Below are 23,952 nucleotides of genomic sequence, written 5' to 3' on the forward strand. Positions count from 1 at the left end.
TCGTGGAACCATCGGGCGATCGGTGGGTTGGTCCAGTCCAGGGTGTGGGTGAAGGGTTGGTGCCAGTGCAGGCGGTTGGCTTGCTCGGCCCAGAACCCTTCACGATCGGCTGTAGCCTGTTCATACAACGACGCGTCGGCATTGGCGGTCGCCGCGAACTCGGCGGCGACGGGGTAGGCCGCGGGGTCGTCGCGGTCGGTGGATGCGCTGGTCAACGTAGATCTCCTATCGACAATACGAGTGGCGCGAGGATCGCCGTTGGGCCCCGGCGTGTGCCGAGGCCCAACGGTGGCCGCGCCGTTGCGGCCGGTCGTTCCCGGCGGTCAGTGCGAGATCGCCTGCTCCGCACCGACACCGGTGAGCGAACGAACCTCCATTTCGACCGCCTTGGCCGGATCCTCTGCCCTGCGCCCGCCCAGCCAGGTGCCGACGATGCCGAGCACGAAGGCGAGCGGGATGGACACGATGCCGGGGTTCGACAGCGGGAACCAGTCGAAATCCGAACCGGGCAGCATGGACGTCTTCGTCCCGGATACCGCGGGGGAGAAGACGATCAGGACGATGGTCGAGATCAACCCGCCGTACATGCTCCACAGCGCGCCGGTGGTGTTGAACCGCCGCCAGAACAGCGAGTACACGATGGTCGGCAGATTCGCCGCTGCCGCGACCGCGAACGCCAGGGCCACCAGGAAGGCGATGTTCTGCCCGTTGGCGAGGATGCCGAGGCCGATCGCCATGACACCGATGACCACCGCGGTGATCCGCGAAACCCGCACCTGCGCCGACTCGTCGGCGTTACCGCGCTTGATGACGCTGGCGTAGATGTCGTGCGCGAAGGACGCCGACGCGGTGATGGTCAGACCCGCGACCACCGCGAGGATGGTGGCGAAGGCGACCGCCGAGATGACCCCGAGCAGGATCACCCCGCCCAGTTCGAAGGCGAGCAGCGGCGCCGCCGAATTCTGTCCGCCCGCCGAGGCCAGGATGCGATCCGGTCCGACGATGGCCGCCGCTCCGTAACCGAGTACCAGCGTGAACAGGTAGAACGCGCCGATCAGGCCGATGGCCCACACCACCGAGCGCCGGGCTTCCTTCGCCGTCGGAACGGTATAGAACCGCATCAGTACGTGCGGTAGACCCGCGGTGCCCAGTACCAGTGCCAGCCCGAGCGAGACGAAGTTCAGCTTCGAGGTCTCGTTGGCGCCGTACTGCGCGCCCGGCGCGAGCACATCGCGGCTCGCGACCGCCTTGTTCGTGGATTCGGAGACCGCGTCCTGCGCCGAGCCGAGGATGTCGGAGAAATTGAATCCGTACTTCGCCAGCACCATCACCGTCATCAGCGCGGCGCCGGTGATGAGCAGCACCGCCTTGATGATCTGCACCCACGTGGTGCCCTTCATGCCGCCGACCAGCACGTAGACGATCATCAGCAGGCCGACCACGGCGATCACGACCGATTGCCCCGCCTTGGTGTCGATATCGAGCAGCAGCGCGACCAGGCCGCCCGCTCCCGCCATCTGCGCCAGCAGGTAGAACAGCGAGACGGTCAGTGTCGACAGTGCCGCCGCCGTGCGCACCGGGCGTTCCCGCAACCGGAAGCTCAGCACATCGGCCATGGTGAATTTGCCGGTGTTCCTGAGCATTTCGGCGACGAGCAGCAGGGCGACCAGCCACGCCACCAGGAAGCCGATGGAGTAGAGGAAGCCGTCGTAGCCGTACACGGCGATGGCTCCGGCGATGCCGAGGAAACTCGCGGCCGAGAGATAGTCGCCCGCGATGGCGATACCGTTCTGCGGTCCGGAGAAGCCGCGCCCGCCGGTGAAGTAATCGGCCGCGGTGTTGTTGTTACGGCTGGCCCGGATGACGACGATCATGGTGACCGCGACGAACAGCGCGAAGATCGCGATATTGGCGACGGGTTCGCCGATGGTCTCCGTCGCAAGGTAATTCGTGCTCATGCCCGGCCCTCCTCGAGTTCGTCGCGGATGGCCGCGGCGCGCGGGTCCAGTTCCCTGTTGGCGAACCGGACGTAGACGGCGGTGATGACGAAGGTGGAGAGGAACTGCCCGAGTCCCAGCAGCAGGCCCGCGTTGATGTTGCCGAACACCTCGGTGGCCATGAAGTCGTGCGCGTAGGCGCCGAGCAGGACGTAACTGAGGTACCAGAACAGGAACAGCGCGGTCATCGGGAAGACGAAGCGCCGTAGGCGGCTGCGCAGTTCCTGGAATTGCGGGCTCTCGTGCACGGCGGCGAATTCCTCGGCGGTCGGCGCGCGCCGCGGGGCGGGGCCGTCCTTGTCGAGGTCGATACTGGTCATCCGAGGGGTCCTAGCGTGTGACGTGGCTTACGTCCGCTGACCGTAACCGCGCCGAAGTCCGCCGTTGATGGTGTGGCGGAGCTCACTCCGTGAAGGCGCCGATCTGTGCGGTGAACGGTCGCCGGGCCGCGACGAACGGTCGCGGGGTATCGGGACCGACGCGGCTGTTCCCCCGGTCATCTTGTGCGCAAACGGCCTTCGCGGTCCGAGCCCATACCCAGTCGCTCCGGCGCGTGCATGCGGACGAAGACGCGCCCGACGGTCCGGCTGTCCTGCCCGCGCGTCACCATGCTGACCAGAACCATCGCCGCGAAGGCGAGGGGCACGCTGATCGCCGCCGGATAGCTGAGCAGCGCGGCGGGCCATCCGCCCGCCGGTTCGTCGGACACCCCGCCCGCGACCGAGACGGCCGTCGCGCCGCCGGAAGCGAGCCCGCCCAGGATGAGACCGGTCGCCGCGCCCGCGGCGGTCAGCCCGCGCCACCAGATCCCCAGGACGAGCAACGGGCACAACGTCGACGCGGCGACCGAGAAGGCCAGTGCGACAGTCCTGGACAGGTCGAGCGAGGCCACCGCCAGCGATATCGACAGCGGCGCCACACCCGCCCCCAGCGCCGCGATCCGGAAATCTCGGATCCGCCCGCGCAACATGTCGGTACTGAGCACACCGGCGATGCTGACGAGCAGTCCGGACGAGGTGGAAAGGAATGCCGCGATCGCGCCCGCCGCGGCCAGCGCCGCGAGCAGCTGACCGGGTAGGCCGCTGAGCACCGACCCCGGCAGCAGCACCACGGCGGCGTCTGAGGTCCCGGTGATCAGCAGGCGCGGAACGTAGAGCCGGGCGAACACCCCGAGCAGAATCGGGAACAGATAGAAGAGCCCGACCAGCGCGATGACGGCCAAGGCGGTGGACCGCGCGGCCCTGCCGTCCGGATTCGTATAGAAGCGCACCAGCACGTGCGGCAGTCCCATCGTCCCGAGGAAGGTCGCGATCATCAGCGAATACACCTGGTAGGTGGGATGACTGCCGCCGAATCCGCCGCCGGGCCGCAGCCAGGTCGCGCCGTCGGCGGGCGCGCCCGCGACCACGGGCACCGCCGCGCCCGGTTCGAGTACGAGCGTGCTGCCCGCCGCGACGTCGTGTGTGCCGGGGTCGAGCCGGACGACCGCGTCCACCGCGTCGCCGTCCAGGGTGCCGGTGATCGTCACCTGTTGCGGCGCGGCGACCCGCACCCTGACATCGGTGGTCACCTCGACGGTCGTCCGCTCGGTGACGACCGGGGGCGCGGGCGAGCCCAATTCCCGGTCCTCGACGAGGAAATGCCCGAGCAGCACGAGTGCGGGCAGGGCGACCGCGGTGAGTTTGAGCCAGTACTGGAACGCCTGCACCAGGGTGATCGAGCGCATGCCGCCGCCCGCCACGTTGGCGATGACGATCGCGCCGACGGCAAGCGCCCCGACCCAGCTCGGCACCCCGAGCAGAATCCGCAACGTCAATCCCGCGCCCTGGAACTGCGGAATCAGATAGACCCCGCAGATCAGTACGACGACCACCGCCGCCAACCGGCGCAGCCGCACCGAGCCGAGCCGGAACTCCGCGAAATCCGGCACCGTGTAGGCGCCGGAGCGGCGCAGCGGCGCGGCGACGAACAGCAGCAGGCCCAGATAGCCCGCCGTGAAGCCGACCGGGTACCACAGCGCGTCGGCGCCGTACTTGGCGATCAGTCCGGCCACCCCGAGGAACGACGCGGCCGAGAGATACTCACCGGAGATCGCCGCGGCGTTCCAGCGTGGGCCGACACTGCGCGAGGCGACGAGGAAATCCGAGGTCGTGCGCGCCAGGCGCACCCCGTACGCGCCGATCGCCACGGTGGCGAGGGCGGCGAGCAGCAGTGCGACGACCGTCATGACCGGTGCGGGCGCCGAATTCATCGCGCCGCCGCGCGCGGGCCCCGCACGATCGGAGATTCGGACATATCAGTCCTCGGCCAGATCGAGGAAGTCCTGGTCGTTGCGTTCGGCCAGGCGGACGTAGATCCGGCCCATCGCGTACAGCGCCGGATAGACGGCAAGGCCGAGCAGCAGCCAGGGCAGCCGGACGCCGAGGATCACCACCGAACCGATCGCCTCGATCCGCAGGAGCAGCGGCAGCGAACACAGGATCAGGGTCGAGACCAGCGCGATCCGCAACGCCAGCCCGAGTTGAGCGCGGATCAGACCCGCGACCATGGCCTCGCCGATCTCGGTCTGCTCGGCGACCTCCACCCTGGTCCGCACCCGCCGCGCGCCGCGGCGTTCGGCCAGCACCACGCGGGTGCGGACCGGACGCGGTGCCGGTCCGGTCATCGGTTGGTCCAGATGTGGCGCGGACCGTGGACGAGGCGCTGTTTGAGCTCGCGGACCTGCCGCCTGCTGACCGGCAGTTCCACGGCCGCCGCGGTGCCCTCGGCACGCAGGCACACCACGGTTCCCGAACCGGTCGTGCGCAATCCGGTCACCAGGCGCAATGCCACCAGATACGACCGGTGCACCCGCAGGAAACCCGCGTTCTCCCATCGGGATTCGAGGGCGGACAGGGGGATGCGGACCAGATGCGACCCGGCGCTGGTGTGCAGTCGCGCGTAATCGCCGTCGGCCTCCACCCAGCTCACGCTCGATCGGTGCACCAGCGTGGTGACCCCGCCCAGTTCCACCGGGATGACCTCGTTCGGATCCGTTCGGGGTTGCCCGGTATCCGGTGTCCGCGCCACCCGCGCGCCGACGATGCGGCGCACCGCCTCGCCGAGACGCGCCTCCCGCAACGGTTTCAGCAGATAGTCGATCGCGCCGAGGTCGAAGGCGGCCACCGCGCGATCCTCGTGGGCGGTCACGAATACCACGGCGGGCGGATGCGCGAATTCCGACAGGATTCCGGCCAGTTCCATTCCGTCGAGGCCGGGCATATTGATATCGAGGAAGACCGCGTCCACCGGATGGACCCGCAGCAGTCGCAATGCCTCGGTCGCGTCGCCCGCGGGGTGGATCTCACCGACCTCCGTTTGCGCGCGCAACAGATATACCAACTCGTCGAGCGCGGGTTTCTCGTCGTCGACGGCCAGTACGCGCAGGGCGGTCGGCGTGGTATCGGTGGTGCGTGTCACGATCGCTCCATCGTAAAGCGCGGTGCGGTGCGTGCCGATTCCGGTATCCGCACGTCCTCACGCCTGAATTCCGGCGCGGAACTTCGGGACGCGCAGGCCGACCTTGGTACCCGCGCCGGGCGCGGTCTCCACGACGAGGCCGTAGTCGTTACCGAACGCGGCACGTAATCGATCGTCCACGTTCGCCAGCCCCACGTGGGCGGATTCGGTGGAACCCGTCGATCCCGACCCGGCCGCGACCGCGTCGAGCGCCCCCGACCTCAGCAGTTCCGGATCCATACCCGCGCCGTCGTCCTCGACGGTGATCACGCAATCGGTGCCCGCGTCGGCGGCGACGATCGAAATGGTGCCGCGCCGCGCTCCGGCCAGTCCGTGACGCACCGCGTTCTCGACCAGCGGTTGCAATGCGAGAAATGGCAGGACGACACCGAGTACCTCCGGCGCGATCTGTAATCGCACCTCGAGCGCGTCACCGAATCGGGCGCGTTCCAACGCGAGATAGCGCTCTATATTGCGCAATTCGTCGGCGAGTACGGTGAATTCGCCGGCCGTGCGGAACGAATACCGCGTGAAATCGGCGAATTCGATGATCAATTCGCGGGCACGGTCCGGGTCGGTGCGCACGAACGAGGCGATCGTATTGAGCGCGTTGTAGATGAAATGCGGACTGATCTGGGCGCGCAGCGCGCGCACCTCGGCGCGGTCGAGCCGTGCGCGCGAGGCGTCGAGTTCGGCCAGTTCCAGCTGACCGCACACGTATCTGGCGACCTCGGCGATGGCGCCGAGCCGCCCCGGCCCCGGCTGTTCGGTCGTCACCACCCCAAGCGCGCCCGCCACCCCGGCATTCTCGATCGACAGCGGTTGCGCGACCAGGGTGCGCCCGGCCTGATCACCGCGCCCCGGCAGTACGACCAGCACCGGCCGCTCGGTCGCGACGGCGCGTTCGGCGGCGTCGGTGAAGCGCTCGACGAGTTCGGCGTGCGGCCCGTTCCACGCCAGCAACACCCCGTCCGCGTCGGCGACGCCGAGTGCCTGCGCGCCGGTCAGGATCCGCAGATGCGCGGCGGCCTCCTGCGCCGAGACGGCGGTGAGCCCGCCGCGCAGCGGTCGTGCCGCCAGCGAAGCGGTGTGTAACGCCGTGTGCACCGCCCGTTCGGCGGGCGTGGTCACCGACCGACGTGTACGCGGCCACAACAGCAGTGCCCCGGCGATCAGGGCCGCCCCGACGATGATCGCGACGGCGGTCGTCATCGGGGAGCGCGGCGCGTCGATGGGCTCATCGGCCGATTATCCCGCCGACCGGTCTGCCTGACGGGCGGCGTGGCTCCAGGAACGGTGTGGTCCTGCCCTCGGGTGACGCCGAGGACAGGACCCGCGCCCCTACGGCCGGTACTTCTTCACCGTGAAGTCGACGCCCCCCGACTCGGGGGCATACGCGTTGCCGAGGGTGACATTGCCGGTGAAATTCCCGATGCCCGGCGCGAAGATCGCGGAGTATCCGCCGTTGCTCCAGTAGCCGGGGCCGCGCGCGACGGTGGTGAACGTTCCGGTCTGCCCGGTCGTGAGATTTCGCCAGTTCAGCGTGACGGGCAGGCTGCACGCGCCCATGTCGCCGATCCCGACCATATTCGTGCTGACGGTGAACGCGGCGTGGTCGGGATAGCCGTTACCGCTGACCGAGGCGTCGACCTGCGCGGCGCACGGACCGTCGGTGAGCGCGTAGATGGTGGCGAACGGGCCCTCGACCACGGCCCCCGCCGGACTCGAGCCCGCGAGCGGTACGACAGCGGCGACCGCCGAGGCGGCGGCGAGCGCGAATCCTGTCCTGATCGAAATCATCGGCACCTCTTCGTGTTCAGATGTGGACGAGTCGGTCGTGCCCGAAGCGCGGTGATCTCGCGAACCGGGCGATCACGCGTCATACAGTCTGCCTATGACCGCCGCCGGATGCTCGCGGACACCCTCGGCGAAGCGACTGTTGTCGGCGATCGGCGTTCTCGGGGTGACGGTGGCGGCGTCGGAGCCGTTCCGAAGTCCCGCCGCGGAAAGGGGCACGGTCGGGGATCGCGTAGGGTGGGCGGTCCCCGAAAACGCGTCGTCATGGCGGGAATCGGACGGCTACAGGACGAGTTCTTCGACGCGCCGGTGATCTTCGACACCGACACGCCGAGCTCTCCTGCGGCGTCCGGGTTCGGCATGCGTGGCGGTCGAAATCTGTCACACCGACGTGCCTAGAATCGCTAGGCCAACCCCCGTCGAGACCCATGGGAGGAAGGACCGTCTTGGCCGCCTCGTCCGGATCGTTCGTTCATCTGCACAACCACACCGAGTACTCCATGCTCGACGGCGCGGCGAAGATCTCGCCCCTGTTCGCCGAGGCGAATCGGCTGGGAATGGGCGCGGTCGGGATGACCGACCACGGCAACATGTACGGCGCCTCGGAGTTCTACAACTCCGCGAAGAAGGCGGGCATCAAACCGATCATCGGCATCGAGGCCTACATCGCGCCGGGTTCCCGGTTCGACACCAAACGCGTGCAGTGGGGCGATCCGGGGCAGAAGGGCGACGACGTCTCGGGTTCGGGCGCCTACACCCATATGACCATGGTCGCCGAGAACGCGACCGGTCTGCGCAACCTGTTCAAACTGTCCTCGCTGGCCTCGCTCGAAGGACAGCTCGGCAAGTGGGCGCGCATGGACGAGGAGATCATCGCCCAGCACGCCGAGGGCATCATCGCCACCACCGGCTGCCCCTCCGGCGAGGTGCAGACCCGGCTGCGGCTCGGTCACGAGCGCGAGGCGCTCGAGGCCGCGGCCAAATGGCAGGAGATCTTCGGCCCGGACAATTTCTTCCTCGAGGTGATGGACCACGGGCTCTCCATCGAGCGCCGGGTCCGCGAGGGCCTGATCTCGGTCGGCAAGCAGCTCGGCATCCCGGCCATCGCCACCAACGACTGTCACTACGTCACCAAGGATCAGTCGACCAATCACGAAGCGCTGCTGTGTATTCAGACCGGTAAGACGCTCAGTGACCCGACCCGGTTCAAATTCGACGGTGACGGCTACTACCTGAAATCCGCCGAGGAGATGCGCGCGCTCTGGGACGCGGAAGTTCCCGACGCCTGCGACAACACCGTGCTCATCGGCGAACGCGTGCAGCCCTACGACGAGGTGTGGGCGCACAGCGACCGGATGCCGATCTTCCCGGTGCCCGAGGGTCACGATCAGGCCAGCTGGCTGCGCCGCGAGGTCGATCTCGGTTTGGCGCGCCGCTTCCCGAACGGCGCACCCCGCGAATACCTCGATCGCGCCGCCTACGAGATCGGCGTCATCCTGGAAATGGGTTTCCCGGCCTACTTCCTCGTGGTCGGCGACCTCATCAACCACGCCCGCGAGGTCGGCATCCGGGTCGGTCCCGGTCGTGGTTCGGCGGCCGGTTCGCTGGTCGCCTACGCACTCGGCATCACCAATATCGATCCGCTGCCGCACGGCCTGCTGTTCGAACGGTTCCTCAACCCCGAGCGCGTGTCGATGCCCGATATCGATATCGACTTCGACGATCGCCGCCGCGGTGAGATGGTGCGCTACGCGAGCGAGAAATGGGGCACCGACCGGGTCGCCCAGGTCATCACCTTCGGCACCATCAAGACCAAGGCCGCGATCAAGGACTCGGCGCGAGTGCTGTTCGGCCAGCCCGGATTCGCCATCGCCGACCAGATCACCAAGGCGCTGCCGCCGCCGATCATGGCCAAGGACATCTCGGTCTCCGGCATCACCGACCCGGATCACGAGCGGTACAAGGAAGCCGCCGAGGTCCGTGAACTCATCAACACCAATCCGGATATCGCCAAGATCTACGAGACCGCGCGCGGTCTCGAAGGTCTGATCCGCAACGCGGGCGTGCACGCCTGCGCGGTCATCATGTCCTGTGATCCGCTCATGGAGGCGATCCCGCTGTGGAAGCGGCCGCAGGACGGCGCGCTGATCACCGGATGGGACTATCCGTCCTGCGAGGCCATCGGCCTGCTGAAGATGGACTTCCTCGGCCTGCGCAACCTCACCGTCATCGGCGACGCGCTGGAGAACATCAAGGCCAACCGCGGTATCGAGCTGGACATGGACACCCTGCCGCTCGACGACGCACCGACCTACGAACTGCTCTCACGCGGTGACACCCTCGGCGTGTTCCAGCTCGACGGTGGCCCCATGCGCGATCTGCTGCGCCGGATGCAGCCGAACGCGTTCGAGGACATCGTCGCCGTCGGCGCGCTGTACCGCCCCGGTCCGATGGGCATGAACGCGCACAACGACTACGCCGACCGCAAGAACGATCGCCAAGAGGTCAAGCCGATCCATCCGGAGCTGGCCGAGCCGTTGAAGGAGATCCTCGGCGAGACCTACGGTCTGATCGTCTACCAAGAGCAGATCATGCACGTCGCGCAGAAAGTGGCCGGATACTCGCTCGGTCGAGCCGATATCCTGCGCCGCGCGATGGGTAAGAAGAAGGCCGAAGTGCTGGCCGCGGAGTTCGAGGGCTTCGAAGAGGGCATGCAGGCCAACGGATATTCCAAGGCCGCGATCAAGGCGCTGTGGGACACGATCCTCCCGTTCGCCGGTTACGCCTTCAACAAATCGCACGCCGCCGCCTACGGTCTGATCTCCTACTGGACCGCTTACCTCAAGGCCAACTACCCGGCCGAATACATGGCAGGCCTGCTCACCTCCGTCGGTGACGACAAGGACAAGGCCGCGATCTACCTGTCGGACTGCCGCAAACTCGGCATCACCGTGCTCCCGCCGGATGTCAACGAATCGGAGTTGAACTTCGCCTCGGTCGGCAAGGACATCCGCTTCGGCCTCGGCGCGGTCCGCAACGTCGGCACCAACGTCGTGTCCTCGATCATCCAGGCGCGCAAGGACAAGTCGAAATTCACCGACTTCTCCGACTATCTGAACAAGATCGACGCCGTCGCCTGCACCAAGAAGGTCACCGAATCCCTGATCAAGGCCGGTGCCTTCGACTCGCTCGGCCATCCGCGCAAAGGCCTGCTGCTGATCCACTCCGACGCCATCGACGCGGTGATGACCACCAAGAAGGCCGAGGCGATCGGACAGTTCGACCTGTTCGGCGGGCTGGACGCCGACGAGTCGGTGTCCTCGGTATTCAACGTGGCCGTACCCGCCGACGAGTGGGAGACCAAGCACAAGCTGGCCCTCGAGCGCGAGATGCTCGGCCTCTACGTCTCCGGGCATCCGCTCAACGGTGTCGAACACGTCCTCGCCTCGCAGGTGGACACCCCGATCCCGGCGATCCTGGGAGGCGATGTCAAGGACGGCGCCCAGGTCACCATCGGCGGCATCCTCGCCTCGGTGAACCGGCGCATCAACAAGAACGGTCTGGCCTGGGCCTCCGCGCAGTTGGAGGATCTGACCGGTGGCGTCGAGGTGCTGTTCTTCCCGCAGTCGTATTCGGTGTTCGGCATGGACGTGGTCGAGGACGCGGTGGTGCTGGTCAAGGCGCGGGTCTCGGTGCGCGACGATCGGATCTCGTTGATCGCCAACGATCTCGTCGTCCCCGACCTGTCCGCGATCGGTGTCGCCAAACCGCTCGCGGTCATCGTCACCACGCGGATGTGCACCCCGGACAAGATCGGTGAACTCAAGCGGGTGCTGTCACGTCATCCGGGCACCTCGGACGTGCACGTGCGCCACGTCGGGGCGCGTGAGAAGACCACCCTGTTGAAACTCGACGACAGTCTGCGCGTCTCACCGTCGTCGGCCTTGATGGGTGACCTGAAGGCGTTGCTCGGTCCCGGCTGCCTCGCGGTCTGATCCACGGCGCGGGACCCGTCCTCAGGCGGGAACCGCGACCCCGAGGGAGAGCGCGCCGACGATCTTCGGCGTCTCTTCCGCGTAGAACACGTCGATCTCGCGGATCCGGTAACCCGCCGTCTCGAGGAGGCCGCGGATATCGCGGTTCAAATTGCAGCCACCCGCCACGGCCTTCTGGACCGGATTCAGCCGGTTCTGCCAACGGCGGACCGAGGCGTCGGGCGCGAGTCCGTGTTCCACGAAATGCAGGGTGCCGCCCGGGACGAGCACCCGGCGCACTTCCGCCAGCGCAGCGGCGATATCCGGGATGGTGCACATGGTCCAGGTGGACAGCGCGCTGTCGAAGCTGTCATCGGAGAAGGGCAGCGACTGGCCGTCCAGACCCGCCCGCTCGATCGGCACCGTAGCCGCCGCGAGACGTTTGCCCGCGAGCCGCCATCCGAGATCGGCCGGTTCCACCGCGCTGACTGACCCGACCGTGGCCGGATAGAACGGCACATTCAACCCGGAGCCGAATCCGACTTCCACCACCCTGCCGTGCAATCCGGCGCAGGCGCGTTCGCGCTGCGGTTCGTTGGCCTTCAACCCGCACGCCACATCGATGAGGCGTGGCACGATCCGGTCTCCGTAGAATCCCACGCTTCTATTCTGTCAGGGAGTCCCGTTCCGATATGCCCAACGACCTCACGATCCTGAACTGGGCAGGCACCGGGCCCAGCCCTCGACCCGGGTGCTCTCGTGGTCGTCGGAGAACTCCCCCCGAACGGATGCCCGGCCGGATCGCACGTCCCGTGCGATGCTGGCGCGGTGACTGCCTTCGAGGTGTGGGCTCCGCGGGCGGAGTCGGTGCGGTTGGATCTGGAGGGGATCGCGCATCCCATGACCCGCTCGGCCGAGGGCTGGTGGCGCGCCGAACTGCCCGCGGAATCCGGGACGCGCTACGGCTATCTGCTCGACGACGACCCCACGGTGCTGCCCGACCCGCGTTCGCCCAGACAGCCGGAGGGGGTGCACGCCCGCTCGGCGGTGCACACCGTCGACCCCGATCGCTGGACCGATGACGGGTGGACCGGCCGCCCGCTGGCCGGGGCGGTCTACTACGAACTGCATATCGGCACCTTCACCCCCGACGGCACCTTCGATTCCGCCGTCGAACGGCTCGATCACCTGGTCGACCTCGGTGTCACGGTGGTCGAGGTGATGCCGGTCAACGCCTTCGACGGCACCCACAACTGGGGTTACGACGGCGTGCTCTGGTACGCCGTGCACGAACCCTACGGTGGCCCCGACGGTCTGCAACGGTTCGTGAACGCCTGTCACGCAAGAGGTTTGGCGGTCGCGCTCGATGTCGTGTACAACCACCTCGGGCCGTCGGGCAACTACCTGCCGCGTTTCGGCCCGTACCTCACCGACGGGCGCAACACCTGGGGGCAGAGCCTGAATCTGGACGGACCCGAATCCGGTCCGGTACGCCGCCACATCATCGACAACGCCCTGCGGTGGCTGCGCGATTTCCATATCGACGCGCTGCGCCTGGACGCGGTGCACGCCCTGGTCGACCGCACCGCGACCCCTCTGCTCGCCGAACTGGCGACCGAGACGGCGGCGCTGGCCGCCCACGTGCGCAGACCGCTCACCCTCGTCGCGGAGAGCGACCAGAACGACCCGCGCCTGCTCACCCCGCCCGCGGCGGGCGGCTACGGCCTGACCGGGCAGTGGAACGACGACCTGCACCACGCCGTGCACACCGCGGTCTCCGGTGAAAGGCAGGGCTACTACGCCGATTTCGGCACGCTGGAAACGCTGGCGAAAACCCTCACCCACGGGTTCTTCCACGCGGGCACGTGGTCGAGTTTCCGTGGGCGCGTCCACGGCAGGCCCATCGACCGGAGTCTGATTCCGGCGAGCGCGCTGCTGGCCTACACGTGCACCCACGATCAGATCGGCAACCGGGCCATCGGCGACCGCCCGAGCGCCTATCTCGATGACGGCCAACTCGCGCTCAAGGCCGCGCTCGTGCTGTTCTCGGCGTTCACGCCGATGCTGTTCATGGGCGAGGAATGGGGAGCGCGCACCCCGTTCCTGTTCTTCACCTCCCACACCGACCCGGTGATCGGGGCCGCCACCGCCACCGGTCGCAAGGCCGAATTCGCCGAGCACGGCTGGTCCAGCGACGAGGTGCCGGACCCGCAGGATCCCGAGACCTTCCTGCGTTCGAAACTGGACTGGACCGAACCGTCGCGCGACGGCCACGCCCGACTGCTCGGCTGCTATCGCGCCCTGCTCGAACTGCGGCGGACCCGTCCCGAGATCACCGACCCGTGGCTTTCCCGCGTCGAGGTCGACTACGACGAAGACGCTCGGTGGATCGCGGTGCGGCGCGGTCGGCTGGTGCTGATCGGCAATCTGTCCGAACACCCGGTGACGGTCGGATACGCGGGTGCGGCGATCCTGTCCTGGGACGATCCGGAGCGGGCGGACAGGGGCACGACGGTGCCGGGGCACTCGTTCACCATCGTCGACACCGCGATGTCGGGGCAATAACATTGTGGCCTCAGCTGTCCGGGACGGTTCCGCCCGAGGTGGTACCGGCCGTAACGTTGAATAATGAGCAATGTGGCTTGGTCCGGGGATTTCGTGGATCTCCCCGAGGGGGTCGGCGGTAGCGCGAGCGCTGAATTCGCCCCCCTGGTACGGGCGTTCGCGAGAACTTTCGGGCATCGCCGCGGGGCGGGCGCCGCGCTGGCGATCCACCGTCACGGGGAGACACTGGTCGACATCTGGACCGGACAGCATTCGGGATCGGTCGGATGGACCGGGCAGACCGGGACCATCGTCTTCTCCGCCACCAAGGGCATCACCTCCACCGTCATGCATCGGCTCGCCGATCGCGGCCTGCTCGACTACTCCGCGCCCGTCGCCGAATACTGGCCGGAATTCGCCGCCAACGGCAAAGGCGCGATCACCGTCGAACAGGTGATGACCCATCGCGCCGGACTGTCCTCGCTCGGCACGGTCGCCTCCGAGGTCTCCGAGATACTGGATCACCGCCTCATGGAGGAACGTCTCGCCGCCGCGAAACCCGACCGGCTGTTCGGCGTCCCCACCTATCACGCGCTCACCTTCGGCTGGCTCATGGCCGGTCTGGCCAGGGCGATCACCGGGCGCGGCATGGCCGAACTGTTCCGCACCGAGGTCGCCGAACCGCTCGGCATCGACGGCGTCCACCTGGGCGCGCCGCCGCCGGGATCGTCGATGAGTTTCGCCCCGCTCGCGGGCAATCAGCTGCGGCTGCTCGGCGGACCGCTCGGCGCGCGGATCCTGGGCCGCACCTTCGGTTTCCCCGGTGCCCCCGGCGCCGCGGCCCGCGCGCTGCTCATGCCGGGAGTCGAAGCCATCCTCGAAGGCGACGCCCCGCCGATCCTGAACACCGAACTCGGCGCGGGCAACGGTGTGTGCACGGCGCACGGACTCGCGAGCGTGTACGGGGCGCTCGCCAACGGCGGCATGGTCGACGGCCGCCGCTACCTCACCGCGCGCACCATCGCCGAGCTGCGCCGGATCCGCAGCTACCAGCTCGACCACGCGCTGTTCTACGTGCCGATGCTGTGGCACCTCGGCTACCACTCGCTGCCGGTTCCCTACGCGCACGAAGGTCTCGGGCATATCGGACTCGGCGGATCGTTCGGCTGGGCCGAACCGCGGCTGGGGCTGTCGGTCGGGTTCGTGCACAACAGGATGTCGGTACCGCAGATGAGCGTCGACCAGATGACGGCGCTGTGGCTGCTGCCGCTGATGATGAACTGTGTGCGCGGCGCCAAGCGGACCGCCCCCGCCGTCACGCGGGAGGCGGCCGCCTAGCTCAGGTCAGGTCAGGTAGCGGTAGGCCGAGGAACCCGGATCGAGCCGCTCGCACCGGATGGGTGACTCCCGCATCCGATCCAGCAGCGGGGCGAGACCGTCGCGTCCGCCGAGTTCGATGCCGACCAGCGCCGCGCCGGTCTCCCTGTTGTTGCGTTTGACGTACTCGAACAGGGTGATGTCGTCGTCGGGCCCGAGCACCTCGTCCAGGAATCGCCGCAGCGCACCCGGCTCCTGGGGGAAATCGACCAGGAAGTAGTGCTTGATGCCCCGATGCACCAGCGAGCGTTCGATGATCTCGCCGTAGCGCGAGACGTCGTTGTTGCCGCCGGAGACCAGGCACACCACCGTCGATCCTGGCTCGATCTCGATCTCGCCGAGCGCGGTGACCGACAGCGCGCCCGCGGGCTCGGCGATGATGCCCTCGTTCTGGTAGAGGTCGAGCATCGTGGTGCAGATCGCGCCCTCGTCGACGTGCATCATCCGGAACTGTCCCGCACCCGTGGGTGATTCGGTCGCGGTCAGCAACGGCAGCGACGCGTGCGAGACGACCCGGCTCCCGAATCCGGCGGCCGCGGCGTAGGGCACCGAGCCGATGCGGCGCACGGCCGCGCCGTCGACGAACGGATCGATCGTCGGCAGTGTCACCGGCCCGCCCGCGACCAGCGCCGCCGTCATCGAGGCCGCGCCCGCGGGCTCGACACCGAGAATCCCGGTTTCGGGCGCGCGCTCGCGCAGGTAGGTGCCCACCCCCGCCAGGCAGCCGCCGCCGCCGACCGGCACGATGACCAGATCCGGCGCGGTGCCGAGTTGTTCGAGGAATTCGGCGGCGATGGTGCCCTGTCCGGCGGCGGTGCGCGGATCGTCGAACGGCGGGACCATGGTCGCTCCGGTGCGCTCCACGTCGGCCACGGCCGCGGCGGCCGCGGCGTCGTAGGTCTCGCCGACGGCGATCAGTTCGACGAATTCGCCGCCGTGCACGCGGATACGGTCACGTTTCTGCTTGGGCGTGGTGGTTGGCACGTAGATGCGGCAGCTGATGCCCATGGCCTGGCAGGCGTAGGCGACGCCCTGGGCGTGATTGCCCGCGCTCGCCGCCACCACGCCCGCCGCGCGTTCGTCGGCGGTGAGTTGCACGATCAGGTTGTAGGCGCCGCGCAGTTTGTAGGAACGCACCGCGGTGAGATCTTCGCGCTTGAGGTACACCTGCGCGCCGGTCTCCGCGGACAGCCTCGGGCTGTACTGCAGCGGAGTCGGCTCGATAATGTCGGCAATACGCTTCGCGGCGGCGTCGATCTCGTCCGCGGTGAGCGCGGGACGGGAAGAGGACAGTTCGTCGAGAACCAGCGGATCGGACATCCGAATTATGCTGCCACCCGCCGCATCGGGTGGACGCGGCGGGTGGGGTGAGTGTCGCTACGCGGGGCCGCAGGTCAGCGCGGCGTGAGCACGAAAACCGGGATCTCCCGGGTGGTCTTCGTCTGGTAATCGGCGTAGGCGGGCCAGGCTCGGACCGCGCGCTCCCACCACACCGCCTTCTCGTCGCCGGTGACTTCGCGCGCCGTGTAGTCGTTGGTCACCGTGCCGTCACGAAGTTCGACGTGCGGGTCGGCCTTGATGTTGTAGTACCAGACCGGGTGCTTGGGCGCGCCGCCCAGCGAGGCGACGACGGCGTACTCACCGTCGTGCTCGACGCGCATCAACGGCGTCTTGCGCAGCTTGCCGGATTTCGCGCCGACGGTGGTCAGCAGGATGATGGGTTTGCCCTGCAACGAGGCGCCTTCGGTGCCTCCCGACCCGTCGTAGATCTCGGCCTGCTCGCGGGCCCAATCGGATGTGCTCGGTGCGTACTCTCCTGTGAGTGGCATACATCGGGCAACGTCGTCGCGGACCCGAGTGTTCCCGCGCGCAAATGTTAGGTGGACCGAACTTCCACGTCCGTATATCCTGATCGAATGGCGACGGTTCACCCCTCTTCGGTCGATATCGCGGGTACCGCATGGCCGCTCTACAAGCTGGAGGCCCTGTTCGCGGGCCTGGTGACCTGCCTGATCCTGGCACTGATCACCGGTTCGGCCCAGCTCGGCGTCCTGATCGGCGCCGCGATCCTGGTCACCCGCTGGTCCATCGGATACGCCGCGACCCGCCGCCCGGTACGCCGCACCCACCGAGTGCTGTCAGCCCACTGACCGTGGCGGTCGCGACCGCCACAAACACCCCACGGTGCGAGTCTTACGAGCGCCCCGTTCGCGGCCCGTCTCGCGTCCGAGCGGTCGAAGCGCATGCGCCGAAGGCGCGAGTCTCGACCGCTCGGACGCGAGACAAAGGGGGCCGCGAACCCGCGGCCCCGGCCGCTATATCACCGGCAATTCGTTTCGTGACAGCACACCGAGTTTCGGATAGGCCTTGTACAGATGATGGCCGACCGTGCGCGGGCTCAGGAACAATTGCGCGGCGATTTCCCGATTAGAGAGCCCCCGCGCGGCCAGTCGCACGATCTGTAGTTCCTGCGGCGTGAGCCGTGCCGACACCCCGTCGGCCGGGCGCTCCGCCGCGCCGACGCCGAGCGCCGCGAGTTCGATCCTGGCACGTTCGGCCCACGGGACGGCGCCGAGACGATCGAAGGTGTCCAACGCCTGTTCCAGGGGCACGCGCGCATCGATTCTGCGCTTGGCCCGGCGCAGCCACTCTCCGTACAGCAATTGCGTCCTGGCCAGGTCGAACGGGTGTCCGCCGAGTCGCAGCGCCGCGCGGTAGCCGGTTTCGGCGTCGTCGCCCACCGAGGTCAGCGCGTGACAGCGGTGCACGAGCGCCTCGATCCAGCTCTGCCCGGCGGTGTCGGCCCAGGCCCGCAACCGGTCGAGGGCGTCGCCCGCACGGTCCGGTGCTCCGATCCGCACTGCCGCTTCGACGAGATCGGGCAGTGCGCGCAATCCGATGACGTAGTGCCGCGCCGGTTCCTCGGTGAGTGGTTCCAGTCGGGTCAGCACGCTCTCCACCCGGCCGCGCCCGAGATCGAGCAGTGCGAGCGCCGCGTGCGTCCACGGTGCGCCTGCCGCCGTCGCACCGCCGAGTTCTTCGACGACGGCTCTGGCGGCCAGGTTCTCGCATTCCGCGTCGGATCCCTCGATCGCCGCCAGATAGCAGAGAAAACTCCGCTGCTGGCTGATCCAATGGGTCTGACCGAGATCCTCGGCGATCCGAAGGCCCTCCGTCGCCGCGACTTTGCCCTCGCGCGGTCTGCCGAGGAAGAGCTCGGCCTCAGCGCGGAAGAACAGCAGCGAGGGCAGTGCCGCGATACGTCCCTGGTCACGGCATTCCGCGACGAGTTCGGCGACGAGTTCGGCGACCTGATCGTCCTGGCCGACCACCAGTCCGGCCCCGCACATCTGGACCAGATCTCGTGGACTGTCCGCGCCGTTGGCCCTGGCGTCGGCGGCGGCGTCGCGCAGTGGCACGGTGTATCGACGGTCGATCGCGCCGAGTACGTAGCGGGCGATGGGGGCCATCGGATCGGCATCGTCGAGCGGGAGCGCGGCCCACAGCGCGCTCACCTGCGCGAGTTCGGCTTCCCCGAGATACCAGGCGGTGTGCACGGCCTGTGACAGCGTCTCGGCCGCGCGACGGGGTTCGTGTTCGCGCATCGCCATGGCCGCCCCGAGCAGGAGTCGATGCGCGGCGCGCGGTTTCCCCGCACCGAACGCAGCCCTCGCACGCACCAGATCCAACCGGGCGCCGAGCAGCGGGTCCGTGGTCTGCGTGGCCGCCCGTTCGGCGAGCGACCCCGCCAGGTCGACCCGCCCGGTTTCGGCGGCGGTCTCGGCCGCGAGCACCAGTCGGCGGACCCGCGCACCGGTGTCGGTGCTGAGATCGGCCGCTCGTTCGTAGGCGGAGACCGCGCCGTCGTAGCCGTGGCGGATCCGGGCCCGGTGCGCGGTGGTCTCCAGCGCGTCGGCCGCGGTGTCGTCGGGGCCGGTCGCCGCCGAGGCCAGATGCCAGGCCCGCAGGTCGGCGTCCGCGTCGTCGGTGAGCGCGTCCGCGATGGCGCGGTGTGCCGCGAGGCGCCGGGCCACGGGCGCGCCCTGGTAGATCGCGGAACGGAGCAGCGGGTGCCGGAACGTCAGGGTCCGACCGTCGCTGCGCACCAAACCGCTCTCCTCCGCGGGGGCCAGATCCGACAGGTCGACACCCGATGCCGTCGCGGCCAGGAGCACCGGCCCGAGTTCGGGCGTATTCGCGGCGGCCGCGATGAGCAGCAGGGTGCGGGTCCGGTCCGGCATCGCGCCGACCCGACCGTGGAAAGCGACGCGCAGGCGCTCGGTCAGCGGGAGCGGATTCGGTCCCGCGCCCGGTGATTCGGCCGCGAGGACGGCGGGCAGTTCCAGCAGGGCCAGTGGATTGCCCGCCGCTTCGGCGAGCAGTCGAAATCGCACGGCGGGGGACAGATCCGGGGCCTGCCTGTCGACCAGTGCCGCGGCGGCGTCCTGGCGCAGGCCGGAGATCTCCAGCTCCGGCAGGCCGGTCGCCGGGAAATCGTGATCGCCGGTGCGGGTGGCGAAAAGGATCACCACGCCTTCGGCGTCGAGCCTGCGGGCCGCGAACACCAGGGCCAGCGCTGTCGCCCGGTCCAGCCAGTGCGCGTCGTCGACGAGGCAGAGCAGGGGCCCGTCGGCGGCTTCCTCGGCGAACAGCGACAGCACCGCCAATCCGATCGACATCGGGTCGGCGACAGCCACCCGGTCCGTCATGCCGAACGCGGCGCGCATCGCGTCACGTTGCGGGCCGGGCAGTCCGTCGACCAGCGCCATACCGGGGCGGACGAGCAGATGCAGTGCCGCGAAGGGCAGTTCGGCCTCGGATTCGATCCCCGCGCCGCGCACCGTCGGAATACCCTGGGCGGCAGCGTAATCCAGCAGCGCGGTCTTTCCGATACCGGGTTCGCCGCGCAGTACGAGCGCGCCGCTTCGACCCTGCCGGGCAGCTTCGAGAAGCCGATCGATCCGTTCCTGTTCGGCTTCTCGTCCGTGCAGCATCCGTTCACCGTAGCGAGCCGGCTCACGACCAGGTACCGATGCGGGCGCCGAAAATACCTATAGGCGACCGATGCGAGGCGACCGGCCTCGCCCATAACGTAGTCCCCAGTACCGAGAGCGACGGAGAAACCGCAGCTCACCACTATTTTCGGAGGACATCGTGAACACCCTTGTCGCGCAGTACCTGCACGCCTGGAACACCACCGACGCCGCGGCCCGCAAAGCCGCCGTGGCCGAAATCTTCGCCGCCGACGCCGAGTACATCGATCCGCTGATCGAGGTCGCGGGCCACGACGGCATCGACGCCGCCATCGCCGGGGTGCAGGCCCAGTTCCCCGGCTGGGTCTTCACCCTGGCCGGACCGGTCGACGCGCACCACGACCAGGTGCGTTTCACCTGGGAACTGGGACCGGCGGGCGCCGCGGCCGTTGTCGTCGGCTTCGATGTCGCGATCGTGCGCGACGGTCGCATCGCCCACGTGTACGGCTTCCTCGACAAGGTGCCCGCGGCAGCGTGATCCGATCCCCGCTGTCCCGATGCGAAGCGTGACCGACGCTCACCGTCATTCGCGCGACGACCGGCATCCGGTAGGGCGCCACCGCGGCCGTGTCGCAGATCATCGCCATAGCGATCGGCTAATAGAGTGTGCCGCATGTCGACCCTCCAAAGAGCGGCCCTGGCACTGGCCGGGGCCGCCGTCGCGTGTGTGTCGTCCGTGGCGCTGCCGCAGGCGAATGCCGAGATAGTTCCCATGCCGCCGCACGAGAAATCCTTCGTCGCGCCGAACGGCATTCCGTTCACCGTGGGGAATCGGGACGAGTTCATCAACAGGATCGCGCCGCTGAACATGATGGGTACCACCCGCGAGGCGCTGGTGAGCAGTGTCTCCTACGGCCGGATCGACGGCGAGGCGACCGGAACACTGCGGGTCGGCTACCACGTCGGCTGCGCGGTGAACATCGGCTCGGGCACCTTCGGCGTCACTCCGAACGTATTCTTCGACGATCTCGACCCCACCACGAATCCGTTCAATATCGTCCCGGTCGCGACACTGACGCTGAATCCCGGCGAGGTCGGTGAGCTCAGCATGGCCGAGAAGACCATGGTGCCGGGCAAGACCATCTACGCCGGTATCCGTGACTATCACATCAGGGTCAACTCCTGCACCGGCCCGGTGACTCTGCGCCAGTTCACCTATGTCAACGTGGCCTCCGAGGAGGCCGACGACTCCGGAGCCGTGTTCGGCGATCCCACCTGGCTCTGACGGTTCACGCGAGACGAGCACGTCCGCGTCCCGGGGCCCCGGGACGCGGACGTGTGTGGTTCCCGCTCGGCGGTCGCCTCAGCGCACCAGCAGCGCGACCGGCAGCCGCGCGAACAACTTCTCCAACCGGGCTCGCCCCTGGAAGGTGTGACCGGTGAGGCGGTCGGTCCAACTGCCCGAAGGCAGATCCAACGTCGTGTCGCCCCAACCGGATTCGACGAGCCCCACGCTGTGCCTGGTGGCAGCCACGATGACCTCCGGCGCTTCGCCCGGCTTGCCTCGGGCGTAGGACACGAGCCTGCTCGCCTGCTCACCGGTGGCGAACAACGGCAGATAGCTGCCGCCGACGAAACATTCCGGCCGTTCCCTGCGCAACCACAGGGCGTAGGCGACGATCCACATCTTGACCGCCCCCGACGTATCCAAAGCCGGTGTGCCGGTCAGTGATTGCAGCATCCCGGTGCGTGCCGCGAAATCCACCGGACGCCGATTGTCCGGATCGACCAGCGAGTCCTCCCAGAGTTCGCAGCCCTGGTAGATATCCGGGATGCCGGGCATACACAGCTGTAACAGCTTCTGCGCCAGCGAATCCGACCAGGCGTGCGGGGCGAGATCGTGCACCAGATCGCTCAACTCCGCGCCGATGGGCCCGTCGATCACCGTGTCCAGCCAGCCGTGCACCGCCGATTCGAATTCCGAATCCGGCTCCTCCCAGGATGTTCTGGTGCCCGCCTCGCGGGTCGCCTTCTCCGCGAACATGTGCAGTCTTTCGCGCAGACCCGGCACCGAGGAGGCCGGGCGACCGTCCGCGGGCCAGACTCCGAACATGTTCTGTAGCAGGAACAGTGCCGTCGCGCCGTCCGGCGCCGGGGTCCGTTCCATCCAGGATTCGACCGACCGCGCCCAGATGCTCGCCGCCTGCGACAGCACCCCGATCCTGGCGCGCACATCCTCTCCGCGTTTGGTGTCGTGGGTCGACAGCGTCGTCATCGCGGCGGGCCAGCGCTCCGCGCGTTCGGTATTGGCGAGGTGGAACTCGTTGAGCGAATGACCGAAACGCGCGGGATTGCCGCCGACCTCCTGCAACGAGACCAGACGCGCGCCCTGATAGAACATGGTGTCCTCGACGGCCTTCGCGGTGATCGCCCCGCAGACCTGGCCGAACCGCACCGCCGCCTCACCGTCCACGGCCAACGCGGTCACCAGGACCGAAAGCGGCGCGGTCAGTTCGCTGTTGCGTTTCTCGACCTCGGCGATCACCGCGCCGGTCATTCCGGCCAGTGGCGCGTAATCCGCCCGGTACACCGGCATGAAGGCGAGCACCTCGATGGTGGCGTTGGTGAGCGCGAGGGTGTCGAAACTCTCGGCGGCGGCGTCACGTTTGATCGCGGCGACCAGTCTGCGCACCTCGGGCGTCAGGATGCTCTCGGCGACTGCCCGTTTGATCCGATGCTCGGTCTCGCCGACCCAGGCGCGATCACTGCCGTGCCCGGCGAACCGGCGTGAGAGATCGGTCAGCACCGATTCCCCGTCGGGGTCGATCAGTACACCGCCGAGCCCGGCCAGCGCGTCGTACCCGGTGGTTCCGTCCACCGGGAGGGTGGCGTCGAGCGGTTCGCGGTTGGCGAGGATCTTCTCCACCAGCAGCAGGCGGTTCGGCCCGATGAGCTGACGCAGTCCGACCAGGTAGGCGGCGGGATCGGATAGTCCGTCCGGATGATCGACCCGCACGCCGTCGATCAGGTCGTGTTCGCACCATGCCGCCAGTTCGCGGTGGGTGATCTCGAAGACTTCCGGATCCTCCTGGCGCACCGCCGCGAGACTGCTGACCGCGAAGAATCGCCGGTAGGTGCACAAACCCGATTTCCAACTCACCAACCGGTAGTGCTGTTTGTCGTGGATGCGCAGCGCGTTGTCGCCGTCGGTGCCCGGTGCGATCGGGAAACGCAGATCACGCAGGGCCAGCATCGGTTCCGAGCCGGACCGGTCGACGGTCAGCGAGGCCGGATCGTTCTCGCTCTGCAGTATCGGCAGGGCCAGCCTGCCGCCCGCACCGTTGGACGAACTCCAATCGATATCGAAATAGTGCTGGTAGGCCGATTCCTTGCCGTTGCGCAGGACATCCCACCACCAGGGATTCTGACGCGGATCGGCGACGCCGACGTGATTGGGCACCAGGTCGACGATCAGGCCCATACCTCGGCTGCGCACCTCGTCGGCCAGCGCCTTGAGTCCGCCCGGCCCGCCGAGCGCCGCCGAGACCGTGGTCGGGTCGGCGATGTCGTAGCCGTGCGTCGACCCGTGCATCGGTGTCAGGATCGGCGACAGATACAGATGCGAGATTCCCAGCTGCTGAAGGTATTCCGCGATCGTGCGGGCATCGGTGAAGGTCAGCGCGTCCGGCCGCAGTTGCAGACGGTAGGTGCTGCGGATCGACAGTGCCCGGACCCGGGATTTGGCGCGGGCGATCGGATCGGTGTGGTGGGTCTGCTGGGAGGCGTTGGATG

General features: G+C 68.2%; 19 protein-coding genes. 6 read left to right on the plus strand and 13 right to left on the minus strand.

Going from position 1 to position 23,952, the window contains the following annotated elements; translation table 11 throughout:
* The 8 genes from DAT37_RS37575 to DAT37_RS37610 all read right to left on the minus strand — a co-directional run.
* Positions 1-215, minus strand: a 215-nt coding sequence (locus DAT37_RS37575; protein WP_332873387.1) for an acetyl-coenzyme A synthetase N-terminal domain-containing protein, incomplete at its 3' end; no start/stop codon positions are given.
* Positions 216-323: 108 nt separating this feature from the next.
* On the minus strand, positions 324-1,958 hold the full coding sequence (locus DAT37_RS37580; protein ID WP_109529717.1) for a solute symporter family protein: 1,635 nt from the start codon (positions 1,956-1,958) through the stop codon (positions 324-326).
* Complete coding sequence (locus DAT37_RS37585) at positions 1,955-2,317, minus strand: DUF485 domain-containing protein (RefSeq protein ID WP_109529718.1); 363 nt, start codon at positions 2,315-2,317, stop codon at positions 1,955-1,957. Before DAT37_RS37585 ends, DAT37_RS37580 begins: the two co-directional genes overlap by 4 nt.
* Before the next feature lie 176 nt (positions 2,318-2,493).
* Positions 2,494-4,248: a sodium/solute symporter gene (locus tag DAT37_RS37590; protein WP_109529719.1), complete on the minus strand. Its 1,755-nt coding sequence runs from the start codon at positions 4,246-4,248 to the stop codon at positions 2,494-2,496.
* 45 nt (positions 4,249-4,293) lie between these two features.
* Positions 4,294-4,662 (minus strand): hypothetical protein, encoded by a 369-nt coding sequence (locus DAT37_RS37595; protein WP_198654639.1) that lies wholly within the window; start codon positions 4,660-4,662, stop codon positions 4,294-4,296.
* Positions 4,659-5,456: a LytR/AlgR family response regulator transcription factor gene (locus DAT37_RS37600; RefSeq protein ID WP_109529720.1), complete on the minus strand. Its 798-nt coding sequence runs from the start codon at positions 5,454-5,456 to the stop codon at positions 4,659-4,661. Before DAT37_RS37600 ends, DAT37_RS37595 begins: the two co-directional genes overlap by 4 nt.
* A gap of 57 nt (positions 5,457-5,513) precedes the next feature.
* On the minus strand, positions 5,514-6,707 hold the full coding sequence (locus tag DAT37_RS37605) for a sensor histidine kinase (protein WP_109529721.1): 1,194 nt from the start codon (positions 6,705-6,707) through the stop codon (positions 5,514-5,516).
* A gap of 129 nt (positions 6,708-6,836) precedes the next feature.
* Positions 6,837-7,295: a hypothetical protein gene (locus tag DAT37_RS37610; protein WP_109529722.1), complete on the minus strand. Its 459-nt coding sequence runs from the start codon at positions 7,293-7,295 to the stop codon at positions 6,837-6,839.
* A 425-nt stretch (positions 7,296-7,720) separates the two neighbouring features.
* On the opposite strand from DAT37_RS37610, the gene dnaE reads away from it, so the two are divergent.
* Positions 7,721-11,287 carry a DNA polymerase III subunit alpha gene (gene dnaE / locus DAT37_RS37615; protein ID WP_109529723.1) on the plus strand — a complete coding sequence of 1,189 codons (3,567 nt, stop codon included), beginning with the start codon at positions 7,721-7,723 and terminating at the stop codon, positions 11,285-11,287.
* A 21-nt stretch (positions 11,288-11,308) separates the two neighbouring features.
* Here dnaE and DAT37_RS37620 read toward each other — a convergent pair whose 3' ends face one another.
* Entirely contained in the window at positions 11,309-11,926 is a 618-nt protein-coding gene (locus tag DAT37_RS37620; RefSeq protein ID WP_109529724.1) for a class I SAM-dependent methyltransferase, read from the minus strand.
* 99 nt (positions 11,927-12,025) lie between these two features.
* Here DAT37_RS37620 and treZ point away from each other — a divergent pair, with 99 nt between their 5' ends.
* The gene (gene treZ / locus DAT37_RS37625; protein WP_157978885.1) at positions 12,026-13,831 is read left to right on the plus strand and encodes a malto-oligosyltrehalose trehalohydrolase; all 1,806 of its coding nucleotides are present in this window, start codon (positions 12,026-12,028) and stop codon (positions 13,829-13,831) included.
* A 63-nt stretch (positions 13,832-13,894) separates the two neighbouring features.
* On the plus strand, positions 13,895-15,148 hold the full coding sequence (locus DAT37_RS37630) for a serine hydrolase domain-containing protein (RefSeq protein WP_109529726.1): 1,254 nt from the start codon (positions 13,895-13,897) through the stop codon (positions 15,146-15,148).
* A gap of 6 nt (positions 15,149-15,154) precedes the next feature.
* Here the strand turns inward: DAT37_RS37630 and ilvA are convergent, their stop codons facing one another.
* On the minus strand, positions 15,155-16,507 hold the full coding sequence (ilvA, locus tag DAT37_RS37635; RefSeq protein ID WP_109529727.1) for a threonine ammonia-lyase IlvA: 1,353 nt from the start codon (positions 16,505-16,507) through the stop codon (positions 15,155-15,157).
* 74 nt (positions 16,508-16,581) lie between these two features.
* Positions 16,582-17,016, minus strand: a complete 435-nt coding sequence (locus DAT37_RS37640) for a nitroreductase family deazaflavin-dependent oxidoreductase (protein WP_109529728.1) — start codon at positions 17,014-17,016, stop codon at positions 16,582-16,584.
* 87 nt (positions 17,017-17,103) lie between these two features.
* Here DAT37_RS37640 and DAT37_RS37645 point away from each other — a divergent pair, with 87 nt between their 5' ends.
* Positions 17,104-17,337 carry a hypothetical protein gene (locus DAT37_RS37645; protein WP_109529729.1) on the plus strand — a complete coding sequence of 78 codons (234 nt, stop codon included), beginning with the start codon at positions 17,104-17,106 and terminating at the stop codon, positions 17,335-17,337.
* Between the two features lie 165 nt (positions 17,338-17,502).
* Here DAT37_RS37645 and DAT37_RS37650 read toward each other — a convergent pair whose 3' ends face one another.
* Complete coding sequence (locus tag DAT37_RS37650) at positions 17,503-20,181, minus strand: ATP-binding protein (RefSeq protein WP_109529730.1); 2,679 nt, start codon at positions 20,179-20,181, stop codon at positions 17,503-17,505.
* 160 nt (positions 20,182-20,341) lie between these two features.
* Here DAT37_RS37650 and DAT37_RS37655 point away from each other — a divergent pair, with 160 nt between their 5' ends.
* Positions 20,342-20,698: a nuclear transport factor 2 family protein gene (locus DAT37_RS37655; RefSeq protein ID WP_109529731.1), complete on the plus strand. Its 357-nt coding sequence runs from the start codon at positions 20,342-20,344 to the stop codon at positions 20,696-20,698.
* A 135-nt stretch (positions 20,699-20,833) separates the two neighbouring features.
* Positions 20,834-21,445 carry an MspA family porin gene (locus tag DAT37_RS37660; protein WP_109529732.1) on the plus strand — a complete coding sequence of 204 codons (612 nt, stop codon included), beginning with the start codon at positions 20,834-20,836 and terminating at the stop codon, positions 21,443-21,445.
* A gap of 78 nt (positions 21,446-21,523) precedes the next feature.
* Here DAT37_RS37660 and treY read toward each other — a convergent pair whose 3' ends face one another.
* Positions 21,524-23,884, minus strand: coding sequence for a malto-oligosyltrehalose synthase (treY, locus tag DAT37_RS37665; RefSeq protein WP_232840244.1), 2,361 nt, complete (start codon positions 23,882-23,884; stop codon positions 21,524-21,526).
* Positions 23,885-23,952: the final 68 nt, after the last annotated feature.

It is taken from the genome of Nocardia aurea (assembly GCF_003123685.1).
Lineage (GTDB): Bacteria > Actinomycetota > Actinomycetes > Mycobacteriales > Mycobacteriaceae > Nocardia > Nocardia aurea.